At 43.4% G+C, this 20997-nt stretch carries 10 protein-coding genes; 4 read left to right on the top strand and 6 right to left on the bottom strand.

The window, feature by feature from the left end:
* Positions 1-270 precede the first annotated feature (270 nt).
* Positions 271-1677, top strand: a complete 1407-nt coding sequence (uxaC, locus tag MCT08_RS14040; RefSeq protein WP_274678700.1) for a glucuronate isomerase — start codon at positions 271-273, stop codon at positions 1675-1677.
* 17 nt (positions 1678-1694) lie between these two features.
* Positions 1695-3701, top strand: a complete 2007-nt coding sequence (locus MCT08_RS14035; protein WP_274678699.1) for a heparinase II/III domain-containing protein — start codon at positions 1695-1697, stop codon at positions 3699-3701.
* A 206-nt stretch (positions 3702-3907) separates the two neighbouring features.
* Here MCT08_RS14035 and glgB read toward each other — a convergent pair whose 3' ends face one another.
* From glgB to MCT08_RS14020, 3 genes are all read right to left on the bottom strand, one after another.
* On the bottom strand, positions 3908-6091 hold the full coding sequence (glgB, locus tag MCT08_RS14030; RefSeq protein ID WP_274678698.1) for a 1,4-alpha-glucan branching protein GlgB: 2184 nt from the start codon (positions 6089-6091) through the stop codon (positions 3908-3910).
* Positions 6092-6270: 179 nt separating this feature from the next.
* On the bottom strand, positions 6271-8448 hold the full coding sequence (gene malQ, locus MCT08_RS14025) for a 4-alpha-glucanotransferase (protein ID WP_261916110.1): 2178 nt from the start codon (positions 8446-8448) through the stop codon (positions 6271-6273).
* A gap of 130 nt (positions 8449-8578) precedes the next feature.
* The gene (locus MCT08_RS14020) at positions 8579-11032 is read right to left on the bottom strand and encodes a glycogen/starch/alpha-glucan phosphorylase (protein WP_053308915.1); all 2454 of its coding nucleotides are present in this window, start codon (positions 11030-11032) and stop codon (positions 8579-8581) included.
* A 577-nt stretch (positions 11033-11609) separates the two neighbouring features.
* Between MCT08_RS14020 and malT the strand changes: the two genes are divergently transcribed.
* Complete coding sequence (gene malT, locus MCT08_RS14015) at positions 11610-14318, top strand: HTH-type transcriptional regulator MalT (protein ID WP_274678697.1); 2709 nt, start codon at positions 11610-11612, stop codon at positions 14316-14318.
* 73 nt (positions 14319-14391) lie between these two features.
* On the opposite strand, the gene MCT08_RS14010 is transcribed toward malT, so the two are convergent.
* On the bottom strand, positions 14392-14748 hold the full coding sequence (locus MCT08_RS14010) for a YibL family ribosome-associated protein (protein ID WP_053308917.1): 357 nt from the start codon (positions 14746-14748) through the stop codon (positions 14392-14394).
* A gap of 228 nt (positions 14749-14976) precedes the next feature.
* Here MCT08_RS14010 and MCT08_RS14005 point away from each other — a divergent pair, with 228 nt between their 5' ends.
* Positions 14977-16638, top strand: a complete 1662-nt coding sequence (locus MCT08_RS14005) for a methyl-accepting chemotaxis protein (protein WP_172532581.1) — start codon at positions 14977-14979, stop codon at positions 16636-16638.
* A 106-nt stretch (positions 16639-16744) separates the two neighbouring features.
* Here the strand turns inward: MCT08_RS14005 and melB are convergent, their stop codons facing one another.
* Positions 16745-18121, bottom strand: a complete 1377-nt coding sequence (gene melB, locus MCT08_RS14000) for a melibiose:sodium transporter MelB (RefSeq protein ID WP_274675481.1) — start codon at positions 18119-18121, stop codon at positions 16745-16747.
* Positions 18122-18492: 371 nt separating this feature from the next.
* Positions 18493-20613 carry an alpha-galactosidase gene (locus tag MCT08_RS13995; protein WP_274678696.1) on the bottom strand — a complete coding sequence of 707 codons (2121 nt, stop codon included), beginning with the start codon at positions 20611-20613 and terminating at the stop codon, positions 18493-18495.
* Between the last annotated feature and the right edge of the window lie 384 nt (positions 20614-20997).

The following is a 20997-nucleotide window of genomic DNA, read 5'->3' as shown; positions in this document are numbered from 1 at the left end:
TGGTAATTACACTCTTTGAGATTCATTATTAAACCAGTATTTCAATTTAAAGGAAATTTCATTTTATAGTTAGCCTTTGGCTACTTGATAAATCGTGATATTTCTCTTATCTTTATGATTATATTGAATTTTATCCTCAAGTGATATGTGAATAGTTCCATTTATTATGCTACATATTAGTAGTTAGAAATTAACTGATGGCAACCTAATCCTTCCATATTAAGAGTAGTAAATTCAGTATGTAACACTTAATATTTTTAAAAAGAGCTTATGAATAACAAATACATAAATGACAAATTCCTTTTGACTACACCAACTGCACAGCATTTATATCTCTCGTTTGCTTCTGATTTACCAATCATCGATTACCATAATCACCTTGAAGCAAAAGATATTTGGCTTGATCGCAGTTACCAAAGCATTGCGGAAGCTTGGCTAAAATACGATCACTATTTATGGCGAGCCATGCGTAGTGTTGGTATTGAGGAACACTTTATTACTGGTGATGCCTCTGAATATGAAAAATTTGAAAAATGGTGCGAGACCATGCCGTACTTAATCGGCAGCCCGTTATATCAATGGTGCCATTTAGAACTTAAGCGCTATTTTGATTTAGATTGCCTGATTAACCCCAAAAACTGCCCAGAAATATGGCAGCACTGCAATGACATATTAGCTAGCGGTGCATTATCAGCTCGTAATATCTTGATAAAAAACAAGGTTGACACACTCTGTACCACTGATGATCCTCTAAGCGATTTACACTATCACCACGCATTGGCTGAGTCTGACTTTGCTGTCAAAGTGCTGCCGACCTTTAGAACTGACGCATTAATTAATGTCAGCCAACCGACCATTTTTGGCGATATGCTCAAAAAACTCAGTCATAACACTGGTATTGCAATCCACCAGCTTAGTGATTTTCAAGCTGCGCTAATCCAAAGGATCGACTATTTTCATCAAGCTGGTTGCCGCCTGTCAGATATTGGTATTAACATCGTCAATTACGTCGAGTATGACGATACACAAATTGAATTTATCTTCCAAAAAATGCTATCGCTGCAGCATCTAAGTGATACAGAACAACAACAATGGCAAAGTGCGACTTTCCAGTTTCTTGGCCAACAATACCACCAGCGTCAATGGACAATGCAAGTTCATATCGGTGTTCAACCCAACGTAAACCAACGCCGCTTGCAACAGATTGGAGCTGGAACTGGTTTTAGCATCATGCATGATGCCGAAGTGGTCACTCCACTTGCTTTACTGCTTGATAAACTAGACCAAACCAATCAATTACCACAGACCGTTCTTTATAATTTGAACCCTAAAGATACATGGTCTATTGCAAGTTTAATTGGCGCCTTTCAAGACTCCGTCACCAGCGCCGGCAAGATTCAGCTGGGTGCAGCATGGTGGTTTAACGATCACAAGCAAGGCATGATCAATCAAATGAGCGCTTTGGCAAATTTAGGTGCATTAGGTGCCTTTGTAGGGATGCTGACCGATTCCAGAAACTTATTTTCAATGTCTAGACACGAATATTTCCGCCGCGTGTTGTGTAACTTATTAGCAAAATGGGTCAATAGCGGTGAACTGCCTAACGACCCTGAACTATTAAAACAATCAATTGAAAATATTTGCTTTTTAAATGCCAAACGCTATTTCCACTTTTAATTTTTAGGTAAGTCACTATGTTGCAATTTAACTCTCAGCAGATTGAAACCATTCGTCAAAGAGCAAGCTCAACATTTATCCAGCAATTAGAAAAAGAAAATGAAATCGTTCTTTATTCCGACACATTGGTCCCACCCGATAACCGAGCTACGTGGAATTTATATTATTTTTGCCCAGAGCATGGCGTTAGACTCACATGGGATCGCCAAAAACAAACGCAGCATTGCTGTCCCATTGATGGGAAGGTGTTTAGCGGCGAACCGTATGATGGAGCATGGTGGCGTGGTCTCAATGGCTTAAATGCAAAAGCATGTAATCAGTTGGGATTACTGTGGCAAATTACCGGTAAGCAGGAATACTTTGATAAAGTTGCGGCTCTATTGATGGAATACGCCAAGTATTATCCAACCTATGAAGAACACGGCGGCATTCCTTATAACGGACCAGGTAAAGCTAACGCCCAAACCTTGTGTGAAGCCAACTGTAATCTTGATTTTGCACTCGGTTATGACTTTATCCGTGAAGCATTAAGCCCAGCTCAGCGTGAGTACATTGAAACCCGTTTATTACGTGAAGGTGCTGAGTTTTTGATGCAACACCGCTCGCCTCAACTGCATAACCATGAAATGAAAATTAATGCTACGATTGGCGTAATAGGCTTGATCCTCCATGACGAGCAATATATCGATTTCGCATGCAACACACCGTATGGCTTGAAATACCAACTCGATCACGGTGTTGGTGGCGAAGGGCTATGGTTTGAAGGGTCGATCCACTACCACTATTACGCATTGCAAGCCTTAATGGCTTTCGAAAAATTGGCGCGTGATACTCGCTATTCGTTAGCGGATCACCCATCCTTTCTAACCATGCTTGCATTCCCGTTGAAACTCATTCTCAATACGGGTGATTTCCCCAAACTCAATGACTGTATCGCAGGACAAGAAAAACTCAACCATACTCATTTGTTTGAATACGCATACAGTGAGTTTAAAGATCCATTGTTTGCATCAGCCTTAACCAGCATCTATCAGTCACAAGACAGAGACAATATTGACGCACTGCTTTATGGCGTTGAAACCCTCCCTGACGTTGAACCCATTGCCAGCAATCCTATCCATGCACCACAATCCGGTATTACGCTGTTCGAGGATGCTAACCATAAGAATATGCTGCTATTAAAGCATTCTCCTTACGGTGGTGAGCACGACCATTACGATCGCCTAGGGCTTATTTTGATCAAAGATGGCAAAGAAATTCTGCCCGATTTAGGCACTACAGGGTATGGCGCCGAATTACATTATGGGTATTACAAAAATAGCGCTAGTCATAATACTCTGGTCGTCAATCAAAAGAATCAAACGCCCGCCAACCCTGAAGTCATCAATTATATTGAGCATGATGACTACCAGTACATTGATACCAGTGTGGATTGGCGGAAACCTGCTGCAACCGTTGATAGCCATACTATCAAGCAATGGGATGAAGAATCCTATAGAGACGTTCAATTTAGACGAAGCATTTTATGGCTTGGCGATCTGGCCATCGAAATTAATCAGGTCAAAAATCCACATCAACAAAACTTAGATCTCACTTGGCATACACGCGGTACATTCAACGGTTTACCTTGCGGTTTTAGTGCAACAACAAACCCATTATCAGGCCCTTTAGCTCGCATGCATGATTGTAAAAGTGCTGATGTCAATGACACGATTACTCGGGTCAATTACCGCATCGCTAGCTGTTCTACCTATACGCAGCATCACCATATTGACGGAGGTCATTCAATACTGACAGGGCTAGCGCCAGATAACCCAGCGACAAGTGATCTTTCTTATTTATTGATTAGAGGCGATCGACAACAGCTTAGATGCGTCACTCTTCATGATCTCAATGACCACTACCAACTATTAAATTGTGAATGGAAGCAGCAAATATTGACCATCACTTTCCGTAAAGCTAAAGAACGGTTTACCATCGACATTGATTTTAAAAACTCATCTATAAAACTAGAACAATCATAGTGTTCATCACCCAGTGGTGACTTTCCATAAAAAAAGGGATTGAATTCAATCCCTTTTTTTACATGGTAAATATACCCTTTTGACTTGAAGCTACAGCGGTGTTGGCTACATTCGCTCCCTCCAATCACATAGTTTATCTATGCTCATGGGGATGAACTCACTTGCCGCCTGCCTGCAACTTCAAGAGGTTTGAATGCAGAGTAAATTTAAGCATTCAATTTGTAGAAAATGGTCGCCAGCGGCGGGACTCTTAATAGCAACGATTGAGGCAACCCTTCGCTTTCAAGCTCCTCCGTTTTCGCAGATGACAAGACATCAAAGCCACTGCCACCATACTTTTCATCGTCGGTATTGAGTAGCAATTGATACTCACCATCAATAGGCATACCTAGCTGGAATTCTTCATGAGGCACGGGAGTAAAGTTGGTGATAATCAACACTCGTTCGCCCGCTTCACTAATACGTTCATGAGCCAAAATACTGGCATCGGCTGCATCTTGAAGACGCCATTCAAAACCTCGCGGTTCACTGTCTAATTCAAATAGCGCTTTCTGTTGTTGGTAGACCGTGTTCAGATCACGCGTTAAATTTTGTACCCCTTGATGGCGTTCAAATTGCAGTAAGAACCATTGCAGTTGATCGTCGTGGTTCCACTCTGCTGTTTGGCCAATTTCCGCGCCCATAAAGTTAAGTTTTTTACCCGGCTGACCGTACATGTAACCCATATATGCCCGTAAGTTCGCCGTCTGCTGCCACTCATCACCGGGCATCTTATTATGGATAGAACCTTTGCCATACACCACTTCATCATGTGATAGCGATAAGACATAATTTTCACTGTGTGCGTACACAAGCGGGAAGGTAATAGTGTTGTGATGATACTTGCGATGAACAGGATCTTCTTGGATATAAGCTAAGCTGTCGTGCATCCAGCCCATATTCCATTTAAAACCAAACCCTAAACCGCCCATAAAGGTCGGCGCAGAGACTCCAGGAAACGCCGTTGACTCTTCAGCAATGGTCATTGCATTGGGGAAGTGTTTATACACTTCTTCGTTCATCCATTTTAAGGTAGCAATCGCATCGTAGTTTTCTCGGCCACCGTCGACATTAGGGATCCACTGATCATGGCTACGCGAGTAGTCAAGGTAGAGCATTGAAGCCACAGCATCAACGCGGATACCGTCAATATGGAATTGCTCAAACCAATACAAAGCGTTAGAAACAAGGAAACGGCGTACATGTTCGCGCCCAAGGTCGTAAATATACGAATTCCAATCTTGATGCCAACCACGACGCGGATCTGGATCATGGAACAGTGGTGTACCATCAAAATTAGCCAAACCATGGCTATCCGCTGGGAAGTGTGCTGGAACCCAATCAAGTACCACACCAATACCAGCTAAGTGGCACTGTTCGACAAAGTATTTGAAGTCATCTGGCGTACCAAAACGACTGGTCGGTGCAAATAAACCTACCGGTTGATAACCCCATGATCCATAAAATGGATGCTCAGAAACTGGCATTAATTCGACGTGGGTATAACCCAAGTCAACTAAGTAAGGCACTAATTGCTCGGCAAGTTCTCGATAATTTAGGAACTCACCTTGTTCATTACGACGCCAAGAACCGACATGCAACTCATAAAATGACAACGCTTGTTTGCGCTTTTCTGATACAGGTCGAGTCTGCCATGCGCTATCTTGCCATTGATAGCGGCTATGATCGTACGTCACAGAGGCAAAAGAAGGGTATTGCTCGGCATAAAAGCCCCAAGGATCCGCCTTGTGTGGCAACCCTTCACCATGTGGACCTTTAAGTTCGAATTTGTATTGGGTACCCTCGGCTAAATCAGGCATAAAAATGCCCCAGATACCGTAATCAAGACGCTGCATTGGGTGGCGACGGCCATCCCAGTCGTTAAATGCACCAATCAAACTGCACGCTTGTGCATGTGGAGCATAAACCAAGAAACGCGTACCTGAGACCTGTTTACCATCACGCTCAAGCGTAATAAATTGCGACCCCATATGATGGTACATCGACTTCGGTGTATGAAGATCATCATATTCTGCGTACAAGCTATGGTATTGATACGGGTCGTCGATCAACTGCTCAGTGCCAGCCCAATCGATGGCCAATTGGTAGTGAGTAAAACGTAAATCCCTGTCAGATTTCAATACAAAACCAGATTCTTCCTCACGTTCGAGCTCAATTCGAGGTTGATTTTCTATCACCAACTCGACTTTATCTGCACCCGGCATCCATACACGTAACGCCCCTTGATCCTGAGCCAGATAAGGGCCTAAAAATGAAAACGGATCAGCAAATGCTGCATGAGAAAGTTGGCTATATACCTGCTTTTGTTTTGAAAGCTTTTTTATTTTCATATCCCTACTCCTAACCTAACTTTCTTTCAAAGTAAAAAAATGCCCGCTAACCGGCGGGCATACTAGCGGAGTACAGTGTACCGAACTCCATGATTACATTGAGTGACTTACGCTAAAATTCTGTGTGCAATCACAAAGAAACATGACACTAAGCCAATACAATGAGGCTTAGTGAGTCTTTATTTACTCACACTTGCACGAACTTCAGTCAAGCGATTAGCAATACGATTAACATTTTCACGCCCAAAGAGCTCATCAAGGTTCATCGACAATTTACGTCTCCAGTTCGGATACTCGTTAACAGTACCAGGAATGTTGACCGGTTTATCCATCTCGAGCCAATCTTCTAGCTGAACGCTGAGCAAAGTGGATGAACCAGCGGCAACGTGAAGTTGCAATGCCTCACTCAAATATGAATCCATTGGCACTAGGCTCGCATCAAGGCCAATCCCTTCTGGTAGGTAACCATGCCATGCGACTGAATCTAAGATCCCTTGTTTGCATTTTAAACGGTCATCAAACAGAGCATTCAATTGTTCTTCATCAGGATAAAGACCAATTTCACTGCCCATTTTCAGGTCATCACAGTGCCAGAAACCACGCAAAGTAGGCATATCGTGAGTACATAAGGCCGACATCGATTGAGCCGCGTAATGTTTCGGTGAAATAAAGCCGCCATCTTCAGCCGTTTCAAAGAAAAAGACTTTATAAGAATGAACGCCAGCATCAGCCAAAATATCAACGATTTCATCAGGAACAGTACCTAAATCTTCACCGATAACACTGCATTGATGGCGATGTGATTCTAAAGCCAAAATAGCGAGCATGTCTTTCACTGGGTAGTAGATATACGCCCCTTTGGTTGCATTCTCACCTTTTGGAATCCACCATAAGCGCAGCAAACCAAGTACATGATCAATCCGCAATGCGCCACAGTGCTTCATGTTAGCACGCAGCAGTTTGATGAACGCATCGTAAGCCGTTGCTTCAAGCACTTGTGGGTTTAGCGGTGGTAAGCCCCAGTTTTGTCCTAGCGGGCCTAGAATATCTGGCGGCGCGCCAATGCTAGCGTCAAGCACTAGGTTGCCTTCATCGGCCCATGTCTCAGCGCCCGAGTCAGCCACACCAACAGCAAGGTCACGATATAGACCCACTGCCATGCCTTTTTCTTCCGCCAAGGCTTGAGCTTCATTGATTTGGCTGTCAGCAATCCATTGTAAATACATGTACAAATGTACTTGGTCTTGGTTATCTGTAATGAATTTCTGAACCGCGCTGTTTTCAAAACGGCGGTATTTCTCAGGGAAGACAGGCCACCCCCAAACACTAGAATCTTGGCCATGTAATTCAACATGAAGCGCATCAAAAGTCGCCTGGTGAAGTAGACTATCACCACCTTCTTCAACAAAATTCAGAAACGCTTGAGCACGATCACTACCTTTATCTAAATGACGCTTTTTGAATTCGGTAAATAGTAATGGCAAAACACTCATTTTTAGTTCAGCCACTTCAGTGTAATTCACCCAGTGCGCTTCACGAACTTTTTGTAAACGTTGCTGGAAGTCTGCACTGCCCACTTTTTGCTGCGCGTCTGCGCTTAAGGCAAATTCAGGTACGGAGCTTACGTCAATATAGAGGATATTTAACCAGCGACGAGAAGAGGGGCTGTATGGACTTGCACCTTCAGGGTTTGCAGGGAACAGTGAATGAATTGGGTTTAGACCGACAAAATCACCACCACGAGAGGCAATATCTGACACCAACTGTTTCAAGTCGCCAAAATCACCAATACCCCAGTTGTGTTGCGTACGCAGAGTATAAAGCTGAACGCTTGGACCCCACATTTTTTTGCCCTGGCTAATTGGATCTTGTTTGTAACACGCTTGCGGTGTCACGATCAAAGTCAGCTCATAAGGTGCTTTACGACGTTTACGCGTCACCAATAATTTGTGATAACCCCATGCCAAATCATTTGGCAATGTGAACACTAGAGGGCCACCCTCGGCACGATCATCACGAACGATTTGCGACTGAAGATAGCCTTCAAGTACCTCTCCTTGCTCGGTTTCTAAGCGCCAGTTAAATTCACTTTCACGTGCGCTAACACCTAAGTACAGTGGAATTTCCACTGCCTCACCCTCGCGGACAACGAGAACTGGGTCTAATACATCTTTTTTGTGTTTTTTCTCTGCTGATTTCAGCAACGTTTCATCATTGGTTGTGTCATAGCCTAAAGACGCCAATAAGCGAATAAGGGTTTCATCTTCCACTTTCGCTTCGTCGCCCCACGCGCTCACATAGCTGTCGGCTAATTTCGCCATTTCAGCGACTTGTTTTAATGCGTTTAGTTCTTTCATCGCTCTCTCCGAAGGGACTGCTTTACCCTTCAAAACTGTAGGGTTTTAATAGTAGTGTTTTGTAAATGAGTACTTTTATTTGCAAAAGAAGCAAAGAGCCAAGGCACGAATGCCTTGGCTAAGTTAAGAATTAACGCTTAACTGCTTCTAATTTCCAGATGTTGTTGACGTAATCTCTGATACTGCGGTCTGAGCTGAATTTGCCCACTAATGCGGTATTCAGAATCGCTTTCTTAGCCCAGCCAGCTTGATCACGGTACTGCTTATCCATCGCTTCATGCGCTTTTACGTAAGAAGCAAAGTCGGCTAACACTAGGTACGGGTCACCACCATCAAGCAAGCTATCAAAAGTAGCACGCAGCTTACCTGGAGCACCTGGGGTGAATTCTTCACCTAACAGCAGGTCAAGTGACGCTTTCAGTAGAGGATCAGCGTTGTAGTAATCGTATGGGTTGTAACCACGCGCTTTCACTGCTTCCACTTCATCGACTTCTAAACCGAAGATGTAGATATTGTCATCGCCCACTTCTTCGCGAATTTCTACGTTCGCCCCATCCATCGTACCGATAGTCAATGCACCGTTTAGCGCCATTTTCATGTTACCAGTACCAGAAGCTTCTTTACCGGCAGTTGAAATTTGCTCTGATACGTCAGCGGCAGGGATGATGATTTCAGCCATGCTCACGCGGTAATCAGGAATGAAGACCACTTTCAATTTGTTACCAATACGAGGGTCGTTATTCACTTTCTCAGCGATCTTGTTGAGGCCGTAAATGATCTCTTTCGCTAAGTGGTAACCCGGCGCTGCTTTCGCGGCAAAGAAGACCACACGTGGTGCCATATCAAACGTTGGGTCATTGATCAAACGATGATACAGAGACAAGATGTGCAGCATGTTAAGGTGTTGACGCTTGTACTCGTGTAGACGTTTGATTTGCACATCAAAGATTGCATTGGTATCAAGTTCGATATCCATGTTCTCTTTAACCCAATCAGCTAAGCGTTGTTTGTTCTGCTTCTTCACTGCCATAAATTCTTTTTGGAATTTGGCATCATCAGCGTACTGAGCAATCGCTTCAAGCTGATCAAGATGTGCTGGCCAATCTGAACCAATTTTTTCAGTAATCAGTGCGGATAAACCAGGGTTACAGAACTTCAACCAACGGCGCGGTGTAATACCATTTGTCACATTGTGCAGACGAGTTGGATACAGCTCGTTGAACTCAGGGAACAAATCACGTTTCACCAATTCTGAGTGAAGTGCTGCCACACCATTTACCGCGTAAGAGCCAACCACACAAAGGTTTGCCATGCGAACCATACGGTGGAAACCATCTTGGATGATCGACAGTTTTTGCTGTTTAGCGACATCGCCAGGCCATTTAGCACGAACTTCTTGTAGGAAGCGGTGGTTGATCTCGTAAATGATTTCCATATGACGAGGCAACAAGCGTTGAATCAAAGATTCACTCCACGTTTCCAATGCTTCAGGTAGCAAGGTGTGGTTGGTGTAAGCGAACGTTTTAGAGCTGATCGCCCATGCTTCATCCCAACCCATACCTTTTTCATCGATCAAGATACGCATCAATTCTGGAATAGCGATAGTCGGGTGCGTATCGTTTAACTGAATGGTTTCGTACTTAGGTAGATCGGCAATCGCATGACCGGCGGCTTCATGACGGCGCAAAATATCACGTACTGACGCTGCACTGTGGAAGTACTGCTGCATCAAACGCAGTGTTTTACCTTTTTCATGGTTATCATTTGGGTACAAGACTTTGGTGATGTTGCCTGCATCGATTAACGCATGCTGCGCTTCGAAGTAGTTACCATTGTTGAAACTTTCTAGTGAGAAAGGCGCAATCGCACGACATTCCCACAAACGTAGAGGGTAAACCGTATCACTTTCGTAACCCACAATTGGTAAATCCCATGGCATACCTTGTACATACATACCAGGAACCCAACGACGCTTCTCGATACCGTTTTCATTAACCACTTCAACGTGACCATAAAAACCGATCTCTTGCGCGATATCTGGACGAGCGATCTCCCAAGGGTAACCTTCAACACCACGCCATGCGTCAGGCGCTTCTTGCTGATGACCTTCTTTGAAAGACTGCTTAAACAAACCATATTCATAGTGCAGACCGTAGCCCACAGTTGGGTATTCTTGAGCAGCACACGAATCCATGAAACACGCTGCTAGACGACCTAAACCACCGTTACCTAATGATGGGTCACGCTCTTCTTCAAGAAGATCCGTTAAGTTTTGACCTAGCTCAGTCATTGCTTCTGTAATTTGTTCATACAGACCCATGCTGATCAGGTTGTTACCCGTTAAACGTCCAATCAAGAACTCAAGAGAAAGGTAATTCAAACTTTTCGCGTTGACGATTCGCTCATCTTGCTCAGTTTCAAGCAAGTCAAACGTTGTTAATTCTGCGAGTGCACGACCCATCGCCAAGTACCAAGTACGGCTACTGGCATGCTCAATGCTGGTTGCATAAGTTGCAGTAAGGTGTTTTACCACGTTCTTTTGGAAAGAAGCTTTATCGAATTTTTTCTGTTGCGTAGGTTTCATCAGGGAAATCTCACTTATCCGTTTTAATCCATCTGTGCCATATCGTGCATCACCATCAAAGGCTCGGCATCCTCCTACTCACAGGCACATTTAGGAGGAGGAGTCAGGGCGTAGAGGGGGGAGCACAATCGTGTCGGTGATCCATCTCTCATTAGTTGAGATATCCTTCGAATAACGAGTGATTCTGATCACATCACTTAACCAATATCTTTAACTTCATTGCTAAAAACTAAAATTTATTGCGGTATAAACAATTACTCATAATGAGAGGGATATCCCAAAAAAATGACTCGACCTCACTAATTACATTGAGTGATGTACATACCAACTTTCTGTTTAACACATAATTGAGAAAATTTGGTGACACAGAGCACAAAACTAGGGCGTAGATGGGTGGTAAGTGTGAATCCAACAGAAATCTCGTTATGGATCAATAAACACGCCACTCAACATCAAGTACTATCCATATAAAATGTTTAACAGTACGACTTTTTACTAAACACAAAATGATAAATTACGTAATAAAGTGCGTAATTGTGCTTTTGATAAAGTAACCATTACCAATGGGATATGGAAGATGTGGATTCCTTCGAAACTGACTCGCCCTGGGCGCTTACACAACGCCATCGTTCGCCCAAGAGTACTCGAACTACTGGCCCAAGCGCCTTGCTACAAACTGGTTCTATTTCGTTCACCTGCGGGGTACGGCAAAACCACCATGGCTGCACAATGGCTCTCTGATAAACCTAACGTTGGCTGGTATAGCATTGATGAAAGCGATAACGATGCTTTTCGCTTTATGAACTACCTGTTGCAGGCGATTAATAAAGCAACACATCACAGTTGCCCCAATGCACAGAAGTTAGCAGAGCGACGTCAGTTTTCGTCACTTCATTCACTATTTAGTGAAGTCTTTGCCGAAATGTCAGCTTTTAATAAAGAGTGTTATGTGGTGCTCGATGATTACCACTTAATCTCTGATGATGAAATTCATGAAGCAATGCGTTTTTTCCTAAAACACATGCCTGACAACCTCACCCTGGTGGTCACTAGCCGCGCAACCCCACCTTTAGGGACAGCAAACCTGCGGGTTCGCGACTTGATGATCGAAATAGGCAATAGGTTGCTTGCTTTTGATACTGAAGAAACCACGCGCTTTTTCAATCAACGCGTCGCCGATGGAGTCGATGACGACACCGCAAATAATCTGCGAACTTATGTCGAAGGCTGGCCATCCGCTTTGCAATTGATTGCCCTGCAAGCTCAGCATCAAAAACGCACATTGGCACAAACGGCTGAATCCGTCTCACAATTTAATCACGCACATCTTTGGGATTACTTAGTGGAAGAAGTGTTTGATCTGCTCGATAAAGAAACGCGTCAATTTTTGATGCAATGTTCAGTACTGGATCATTTTAATGATGTCTTAGTAACCGCGCTTACCAAGCGTGACGATGCATTGAGTATGATTGAGTCCTTAAACCGCTATGGCCTCTTTATCTATCCATTGGAAGGGGAGCATAACTGGTATCGCTTCCATAATTTGTTCGCAGAATTTCTCGCTCATGAGCGCCTAGCGCGTATTCCCCAGCAAGAACAGGAACTGCATCGCGCAGCAGCACACGCTTGGCTAGCCGAATCGACTCCACATCAAGCACTGAGGCATGCACGTTTAGCTAATGATGCAGACCTCTTAGCCGCTATTTTGACACAATACGGTTGGAAAATGTTTAACCAAGGTGAGCTCGCAACTTTGGAAGAGGCAATTAATCAACTCTCACCCACTCAACTCTACAGCGAACCGAAATTGTGTATGTTGCAAGCTTGGCTCGCCCAAAGCCAACATCGCTACAACGATGTGGGGGATCTGCTGGCCAAAGCAGACAAAGAGATGAACGCACTCAATGTTAAACTCACCACCAAAGAACAAGGTGAATTTAATGCCCTGCGTGCACAAGTCGCCATTAACCAAAATGAACCAGAAAAAGCATTAGAACTTGCAGAACTGTCATTAAGCCAGTTGGACCATACCGTTTATCGAAGCCGCATTGTGGCTACGTCAGTAGTTGGTGAAGTGAATCATGTATTGGGTCAACTCAGCCGTGCTTTGTCAATGATGCAACAGACAGAAAAGCTTGGTCGCCAATATCAAGTATTCCACCAAGTTCTTTGGGCTTTATTACAACAAAGCGAAATTTTGATAGCTCAAGGTTATGTTCAAGCAGCCTTTGAAGTGCAGGATGTAGCCTTTAAACTAATAGAAGAGCAACAACTGCAGCAAGTTCCATTACATGAATTCTTGCTGCGCATACGAGCACAAATATTATGGTGTTGGAATCGCTTAGATGAAGCTGAAGAGTGCGCTTATAAAGGTCTACGAGTCCTTGGCAATCATTCGCCAAGTAAGCACTTACATAGCTATTCAATGCTCGCGCGAATTGCCATTGGACGCGGTGAACTCGATAAAGCAGGGAAGTTTATCGAGCAGATCCAGCATCTCCTCAAACAGTCAACCTACCACGTTGACTGGACAGCCAACGCATCCTTGTCTCTGATTCTATTCTGGCAAGCTCGTGGGGATAATGAAGCGATGCAGCAGTGGCTAGGTGCCACTATTCGACCAGAGAAAGCCTGCAACCACTTCTCACAACTGCAATGGCGCAACATTGCTCGCTGTCAGATCCACCTAGGTCTGCTCGATGAAGCTGCTCAAACGATCGCCTTCTTACAAAGTGAAGCGACGACTTATCAGCTTCTTACCGATACGAATCGAAACTTAATCGTTGAAGCCGTTCTTGCCACCACATTACATGATGATGAACTGGCCAAAGAGAAGTTAAAAGAAGCGCTTAAGTTAACCAACCAAACTGGCATGATCGGCAACTTTTTGATTGATGGCGCAAAGATTGGCCACCTACTAGAGAAACTCGCTTCTCGCTCAGAACTAGGAGACTTAGAACGTCATCGAGCTCAGCAGTTAATGAAAGAAATCTCGACCACACAACGCAGTCGTTCTGTTCATTTTGACGAAGAGTTCGTTGAAAAATTAGTCAACCACCCTAACATCCCTGAGTTAGTTCGCACCAGTCCACTTACCCAACGCGAATGGCAAGTTCTCGGGCTTATCTACTCTGGTTTTAGTAATGAACAAATCGCACAGGAGCTCGATGTTGCGGGAACGACCATCAAAACGCATATTCGCAACTTGTACCAAAAACTCAATATTGCCAACCGTAAAGAAGCTATCAGCACAGCGGAAAACCTTCTGCAATTAATGGGTTACTAGATCAAAAAGAGCCAGTAAAAACTGGCTCTTTTTCTATTCTATAGATGCACTGCCCGAATGAAAAAATTCGACCTTAAAAAGGCTTCGGTGCAAAACCCGTCATCACTTCAATACGTAATTCTTTACCCATTTTTGTCAATGGATGAACCACAACCAAACCCTTAACTGATTTTTTCAATTTACCTAAATCTGCTTGTTCTGCTTTGGTAATTTCGCGAGAGAACGGCATATCAAGCAAGCTCTTACGTTCTTTGTTCATTGTGTAGTTGTCTTTGTGCTTCACTTGAGCCATTTTCTTCGTCAACTGCTCAACTTCATCGGTAAATTTACTGATCATTGCTTGGTCACCACGAGCTTTAGCCGCTTCAAGTTTATGACGGCAAGTGTCTAAACGGTTGTTTAGTTGTTGGATTTCATTTTTCATGCTCATGGCTATTTGGCTCTTGGAAGGTAAAACGGGGCGGGAGTATATCACAAGGAAATGTAACTCCATACACGAGATTCATTGTTCAAAAAAAACAATGGATAACACCTCACTTTTTGAGGTTATTTGTCGGCAATAGCACAAAACTTAAACTATTCTATAATTTACAAAAACAACAATATAAACGTTAGTGGTAGTACTCAATACAACCTTATTTATCACAGGAAGTGCCCCATGAGCCTTACGATTCGCCAACGACTCTACGTGCTGTCTATTGTTCCACTGCTCATTATCTCATTGAGTATGATGTACCTTAGCTTTTCCGAAACTCAAAAGCTAAATAACGAGCAGATAACCGAAACGCGCAGCAGCATGATGGATATGAAACGCGCAGAACTAAAATCTTATCTACAAATTGCTGAAACCGCTCTGTCTCCATTAACGCAACGCAACGCCTCTCTTGAAGAAGCGATGCTTGTGTTACGAGAAATATCTTTTGGTAGCAGTGGTTATCTTTTCGGTTATAACTCAAAAGGTGATCGGCTACTACTGGGTAAAAGTGATAAAGGAGTTGGTGAGAATTTTTGGAGCCTACAAGATTCTCATGGCAACTACCTGGTACAAGACCTACTTAAAAATGCTAAAAAAGATGCCTTCACTACCTATTATTTCCCCAAACCTGGTGAATCAACACCTTTACCTAAATTGAGCTATTCTGTTTATTTATCGCAGTGGGATTTAATGATTGGTACAGGTTTCTACACCGATGATGTTGATGCCGTGATGGATGAAATGGCCGCCCGCTCCTCTGAACAGCTCGATAAAAGCTTGCTCACTATTGCAACGTTCAGTCTTTTTATTGTCGCGATTGTTGGTGTGTTTGCGGTTATTTTGAACCGCAGCATAATGCGACCTTTGGAGTTATTTGATGCTTCTATTCGCTCATTTGCCAGTGGCGACGCTGATTTAACAGCAAGAATGGAAAAATTCAACGCACCGGAATTTGCTAAATTAAGCGATAACTTCAATGCGTTTGTTACTAGCTTGCAAGACATTATTAAACGCGTCAATCAAGTCGGTCAACAGGTCGTCGATGAAACCGACAATATGACCAAACGCGCCACACAGGTTGATACTATCGCCGCAGGTCAGCGCCAAGAGACTGAGCAAGTTGCCACGGCAATGACAGAAATGACCACCACTGCAACAGAGATTTCAAGTAATGCAAGTCAAGCAGCGCAATCAGCAAAAGATGCCGATGACAATGCATTAGATGCCCATCGGATTGTTGAATCAGCAGCCCATTCAGTTCAGGCATTAGCAGAAGAAGTAGCCGAAGCCAGTAGCGTTATTTCGAAACTCGAAGGTGATGTGAAAAATATCTCGTCTTCACTTACTGTAATCCAAGATATTGCGGAACAAACCAATTTATTAGCACTCAATGCTGCAATAGAGGCGGCTCGTGCTGGTGAACAAGGGCGCGGTTTTGCGGTAGTTGCCGATGAAGTACGTAAATTAGCTAGCCGAACTCAAGAAAGTACTGGTGACATCCATCAAATGATCGAGCAATTGAAAAAAGCATCGGATGCCGCCGTAAAAGCAATGGATTCCAGCCAAAGCCGCAGCGTAACGACGGTTCAAGAAGCCAATGCAGCTTCAGATGCCCTGAAAAAAATCCAAGATTCAATTGGCACAATCATGGACATGAACTCGTTGATTGCAACAGCAACGGAAGAACAGAGCATTGTAGGGCAAGAAATTTCTGAGCGTATTGTGGTCATTTCCGATCAAAGTAGTCAATCAGCCGATTTAGCTAACGAGAACCGTCACGGTAGCCAAACGCTGAATGGGCGAGCTCATGAGCTCTATAATTTGTTGGTTCGCTTTAAAGTTTAATCACACTTTACACTGTAAACCCCCGATGTTAGTACAAGCATCGGGGGTTTTTATTTGCAGTTCTATAAACGATAGCTGCATCGCTTACACAATAGAGGAAACATTCTTACGCTGATGCAGCAACGTGTTCAGATTGCGCTTCAATTTCCTTTTCTTCTTCCTGGTTGAAACCTTCGTGAAGTCGGTAGTAACGTTGATAAACAAAACCGCTGACTGCCATCATAATTGCTGGTAAGCCAACCATCATAAATTGCAGCCCCATGATTGTACTCTCTGACTGCTCAACGTTTGGCACATAACCAACTACAGATAGACCAACACCCACAATGAAACCACCTGCAGCACCAGCAAATTTCACCAACATGGTTTGTACTGAAAAAATCACACTCTCACTACGACGACCAGTTTTGTATTCACCGTAATCAACAACATCTGCCAGCATGACGGTTTGAAGAGCATTAGCGATACCAACACCGAACTTAATTGCAGCACCAGCCAGACCAATTAACATTGCATTACCTGGGGCAATAAGTGCCATTAGTAATAGCACCAAGCATGACAAAATAGGGAAACCACACGCCATCAACCAGAGATTTTTTCGAGGTAACGCGGCTGCAATACGTGGGAATAAGAAGACACCAGCAATTTCGGCAGCACCAGCCACCATCATGTAAATCGGAAATAGCTCCGCATTACCCAGTGCGTAAGAGAAATAGTAAATGGCAAAGCCGCCCACCAATAAGTTAGCAATTTGGAATGACAATACTGTGCCAATCAACGCTTTTAGTTGATCGTTTTTACCAATAATTACCAATACATCTTTAAAGCTAAATCTTTCAGCAGGTTTTGCATTGGTTGGTGCCTGCTTTTCTTTCACGTTGCGAGCAATCAAAAAGGCACTCATGACGAACAATACAGCGATGAGCATCGCAACATTAAAGAAGCCTTGACCTTGATCGCCATTACCCAGCTTGCCAACAATATGTAGACCGTATGTACCGGTCACAAACCAAGCTAAGCTTGCGAAAAGGCGTGGCCATACCACAAGTTTTTCACGTTCTTGGCGAGAGCTAGACAGAGCAGGGATCATTGACCAATAAGGAATATCCATAATGGTGTAAGTTAGCCCCCACAGGATATAAGCTGCCGCTGCGTAGACGTATAGTGCTGTCCCTTCAAACATGTGAGTACTGAAAAGACCAACTAACACAACAGCATTTAAAAGTGTGCCAATCACAATCCATGGACGGAATTTGCCGAACTTAGAGCGTGTATTGTCCACAATCACGCCCATCATAGGATCGGTAATAGCATCAACAATACGCGCAGCTAAAAAAATAGTACCAACGAACGCAGCAGATAGACCAGCCACATCGGTAAAGTAAAACATTAAAAAAATATAGATTGGTGCACAGGCAAAATCTTTGCCCAAAGCACCAAGGCCATACGATAACTTCGTTTGTAGAGTAATTTTATCAGACATAATTTTTCCTTTAGGCGTATTACCGCTTCCCCTAACTAGAAACCGCAACACATACCTTTTATTAATTTATTTGTAAGTCCGAAAGGGATACTACCTATCCCAAACAATCGTTACTGTGATCAAACACACCCACGCTGGAAACGTTTACAATAACAATTAAGAAATGGGATCTATACCGCTATTTACTTAAATAAATTCTTTAAATAAAAGGGATTACAAAATGGCAACGATTCCACAGAATGGTTAAATCCGCACGGATAGAAATATCAATGCGGATTTAATAAGAGGAGTGTATTGGTATCCCAACATAATTGAAGCTATCAACGGGTGGTAAATTTCCCCCTAAAACTTCATATTAGAATGGGCAATAGTTAATCACTAATACGTTCGAATTTAATCAATAAAGCCGTTTCGGCATCTAGAATTGGCATGGTTAAACCAACTTCAGCGCACCAAGCACCTGACAATTCGCAGCCAGACTCCGTCCAAGGTGGTTGATAGTTGACAATATCATCATAGTTTTCAGGTTTATCCAGTACCGATACGCGATACAGCGCATTACTATCCAATCCCGGAACACGTAAATGGCCACTGAGTGAATGGGTTGGCATAGTAAGCTGTGCCATCATGACGACCGCTTCCGATTGATCTTGAGAAACAACAGCATGTATTTGGTGTGCTTTGTCGTCGGCTGGAATCCGCCAAGTTCGCCCTGTGTGCAGCAATTGACGCAACATCTTATGCAACCGAACATATCGTTCAAAACCTTGCTTTTCTAACAGCTCTTCTTTGACCGGATCTAACTCAATTCCCATGTGACCAAACAAGGCCGTCAAACCACGAAATTCAATACTATGGCGGCGACGTGTCGAGTGACAATGACTCGCACCAATGTGACTGCCCATGACTTCAGGTGGGAAAAAATAGCTCATGCCACGTTGAATCGTTTGACGTTCTAAAGCATCGTTATTATCTGATGCCCAAAAACGCTGAGTTCGTTTGAGTATTTCAAAATCAATGCGTCCCCCACCAGCAGCGCAAGACTCAATATCAACTTGAGGATGTTTAGCGCGCACCTTATCAACCAACTGGTAATAACGCTCGACTTGAAGAGATGCTGCGGCCTTACCTAAATGAGCTGGCTGTACAATCTCACGATTCATATCCCATTTTATATAGGCAATATTGTAAGTATTCAAAAAATGATCGAGCCTTTCAAATAAGAAATTAAACGCCTCATCATTTTGTAAATCAATGACATACTGGTTACGTCCGGTTGGCTGCTCATAACCGTCAACGGCTAATAACCAGTTAGGGTGAGCACGATAAAGATCTGAATCTTTGTTTATCATTTCGGGCTCAAACCACAGGCCAAATTCCATGCCTAATTTGTTGACGTGTGCAACAACAGGCTCTAAACCATTTGGGTATTTCTCTCGGTCTAAAAACCAATCGCCTAACCCTGCTTTATCGCCATTACGTCCTTCAAACCAACCATCATCGATAATGAAGCGCTCTACTCCCATCGCAGCAGCCTCTGATGCCATCGACATAATATAGTCAGGATCATGGTCAAAATAGATCCCTTCCCATGTGTTTAAATGAATAGGTCGTGGCTTTTGCATAAAATCCGAAGGCAGAATAGCGTGACGGACATGCGAATGAAACTGGTGGCTCATACCGTTCAAACCAGCATGGCTATAACTGGCATAAAGCCAGGGCGTGGTTAGACTCTCACCTTGCTGCAATGCGATTTCACCAGGTAAATAAATGACTTCAGCTTGCATATAACGACGACCGTCCGCTTTTACATCTACCCGCAATCGATGATTACCACTCCAAGCAAAATGAAATCCCCATACATCCCCTTGCATTTCATCAAAATGCTGAGTACCCGCAACCAAAGCGGGATAATGCTCGTGAGAAGTTCGGCCTCGACGGTTTTCTTGTTGATAACCACCTTGCAATAAGGGTTGACGAGCGGTTTGAAATTCGTGCACCCAGCGACCGTAATAGGTCATGAGTTCATTAGTTCGCGCAGGCAACGGCAGGGTATTGGCCAGGCGTGTAACATGGTATACGCCTTGTTTTGTATTGGTTAGCGTATGACGAGTTTTCACTACATCGTACTCATCCAAACACAACTCGGTTGTCAGGTGTAAGCCCGCTTGCTTATCTTCACTTTCAATTCGCAATCCGTTGTCACTACGTTCAATATACTGAACCACTAACACTGGAGCCCAACCCAAGCTCTCTCTATGACCTTCTACACCGGGGCTACTAAAGACTCCTCGACCCAATTCAGGACTCAGTGTCATTGCAACATCATTGTCTAAGCGGCCGTATGGTACGGGTCGATGAAGTGCAGAGCGAAAATGGGACAGATCGCCATTAACAGGTCGACCCCAATGTAGAATTTCGGCAAAATCCGCAATTTCGACAATGAGTTGGCTCTGCTGGCCAGTCAGTTCTATCAGGGTTTTCTTCGTCATCAGTATCTTACCTTCGATATTTCAATGGTTACGCATCATAAGGAAAGAAAGAAAAGTTTCTGTGAGCCATTCCATATCAATGGAAACGTTTACAAAAAAAGAGTTAAATAAAACCGTTTAAATTTTATAGGAATGCTGTGATCGTCGAGTTTATCTTTATCACTCACACCGAAACAAAGCGGATATAACTTAAAACATAAAAATACATCAATGAGATGACTCTATGCTTTATATAGATAGCATTAAAAATCAATGTATTAACAATGCGACTATTTAATATATCCATCAATGACACTCCGATAACGAAATTACCTTGAACTCCCTTAGCGTCCCTCATATTCTTAGGCATTGGAGCACAAAACGAAGTGTCTCTTTTGGATCCTA

Source organism: Vibrio aestuarianus (assembly GCF_028858425.1).
Classification (GTDB): Bacteria; Pseudomonadota; Gammaproteobacteria; order Enterobacterales; family Vibrionaceae; genus Vibrio; species Vibrio aestuarianus.
This window is presented reverse-complemented; position numbering and strand designations above follow the sequence as displayed.

Bases quoted from the DNA above. Each gene is read 5' to 3' on its own strand.
- uxaC (WP_274678700.1), top strand. From the start codon at position 271: ATGAATAACAAATACATAAATGACAAATTCCTTTTGACTACACCAACT.
- MCT08_RS14035 (WP_274678699.1), top strand. From the start codon at position 1,695: ATGTTGCAATTTAACTCTCAGCAGATTGAAACCATTCGTCAAAGAGCA.
- glgB (WP_274678698.1), bottom strand. From the start codon at position 6,091: ATGAAAATAAAAAAGCTTTCAAAACAAAAGCAGGTATATAGCCAACTT.
- malQ (WP_261916110.1), bottom strand. From the start codon at position 8,448: ATGAAAGAACTAAACGCATTAAAACAAGTCGCTGAAATGGCGAAATTA.
- MCT08_RS14020 (WP_053308915.1), bottom strand. From the start codon at position 11,032: ATGAAACCTACGCAACAGAAAAAATTCGATAAAGCTTCTTTCCAAAAG.
- malT (WP_274678697.1), top strand. From the start codon at position 11,610: ATGTGGATTCCTTCGAAACTGACTCGCCCTGGGCGCTTACACAACGCC.
- MCT08_RS14010 (WP_053308917.1), bottom strand. From the start codon at position 14,748: ATGAGCATGAAAAATGAAATCCAACAACTAAACAACCGTTTAGACACT.
- MCT08_RS14005 (WP_172532581.1), top strand. From the start codon at position 14,977: ATGAGCCTTACGATTCGCCAACGACTCTACGTGCTGTCTATTGTTCCA.
- melB (WP_274675481.1), bottom strand. From the start codon at position 18,121: ATGTCTGATAAAATTACTCTACAAACGAAGTTATCGTATGGCCTTGGT.
- MCT08_RS13995 (WP_274678696.1), bottom strand. From the start codon at position 20,613: ATGACGAAGAAAACCCTGATAGAACTGACTGGCCAGCAGAGCCAACTC.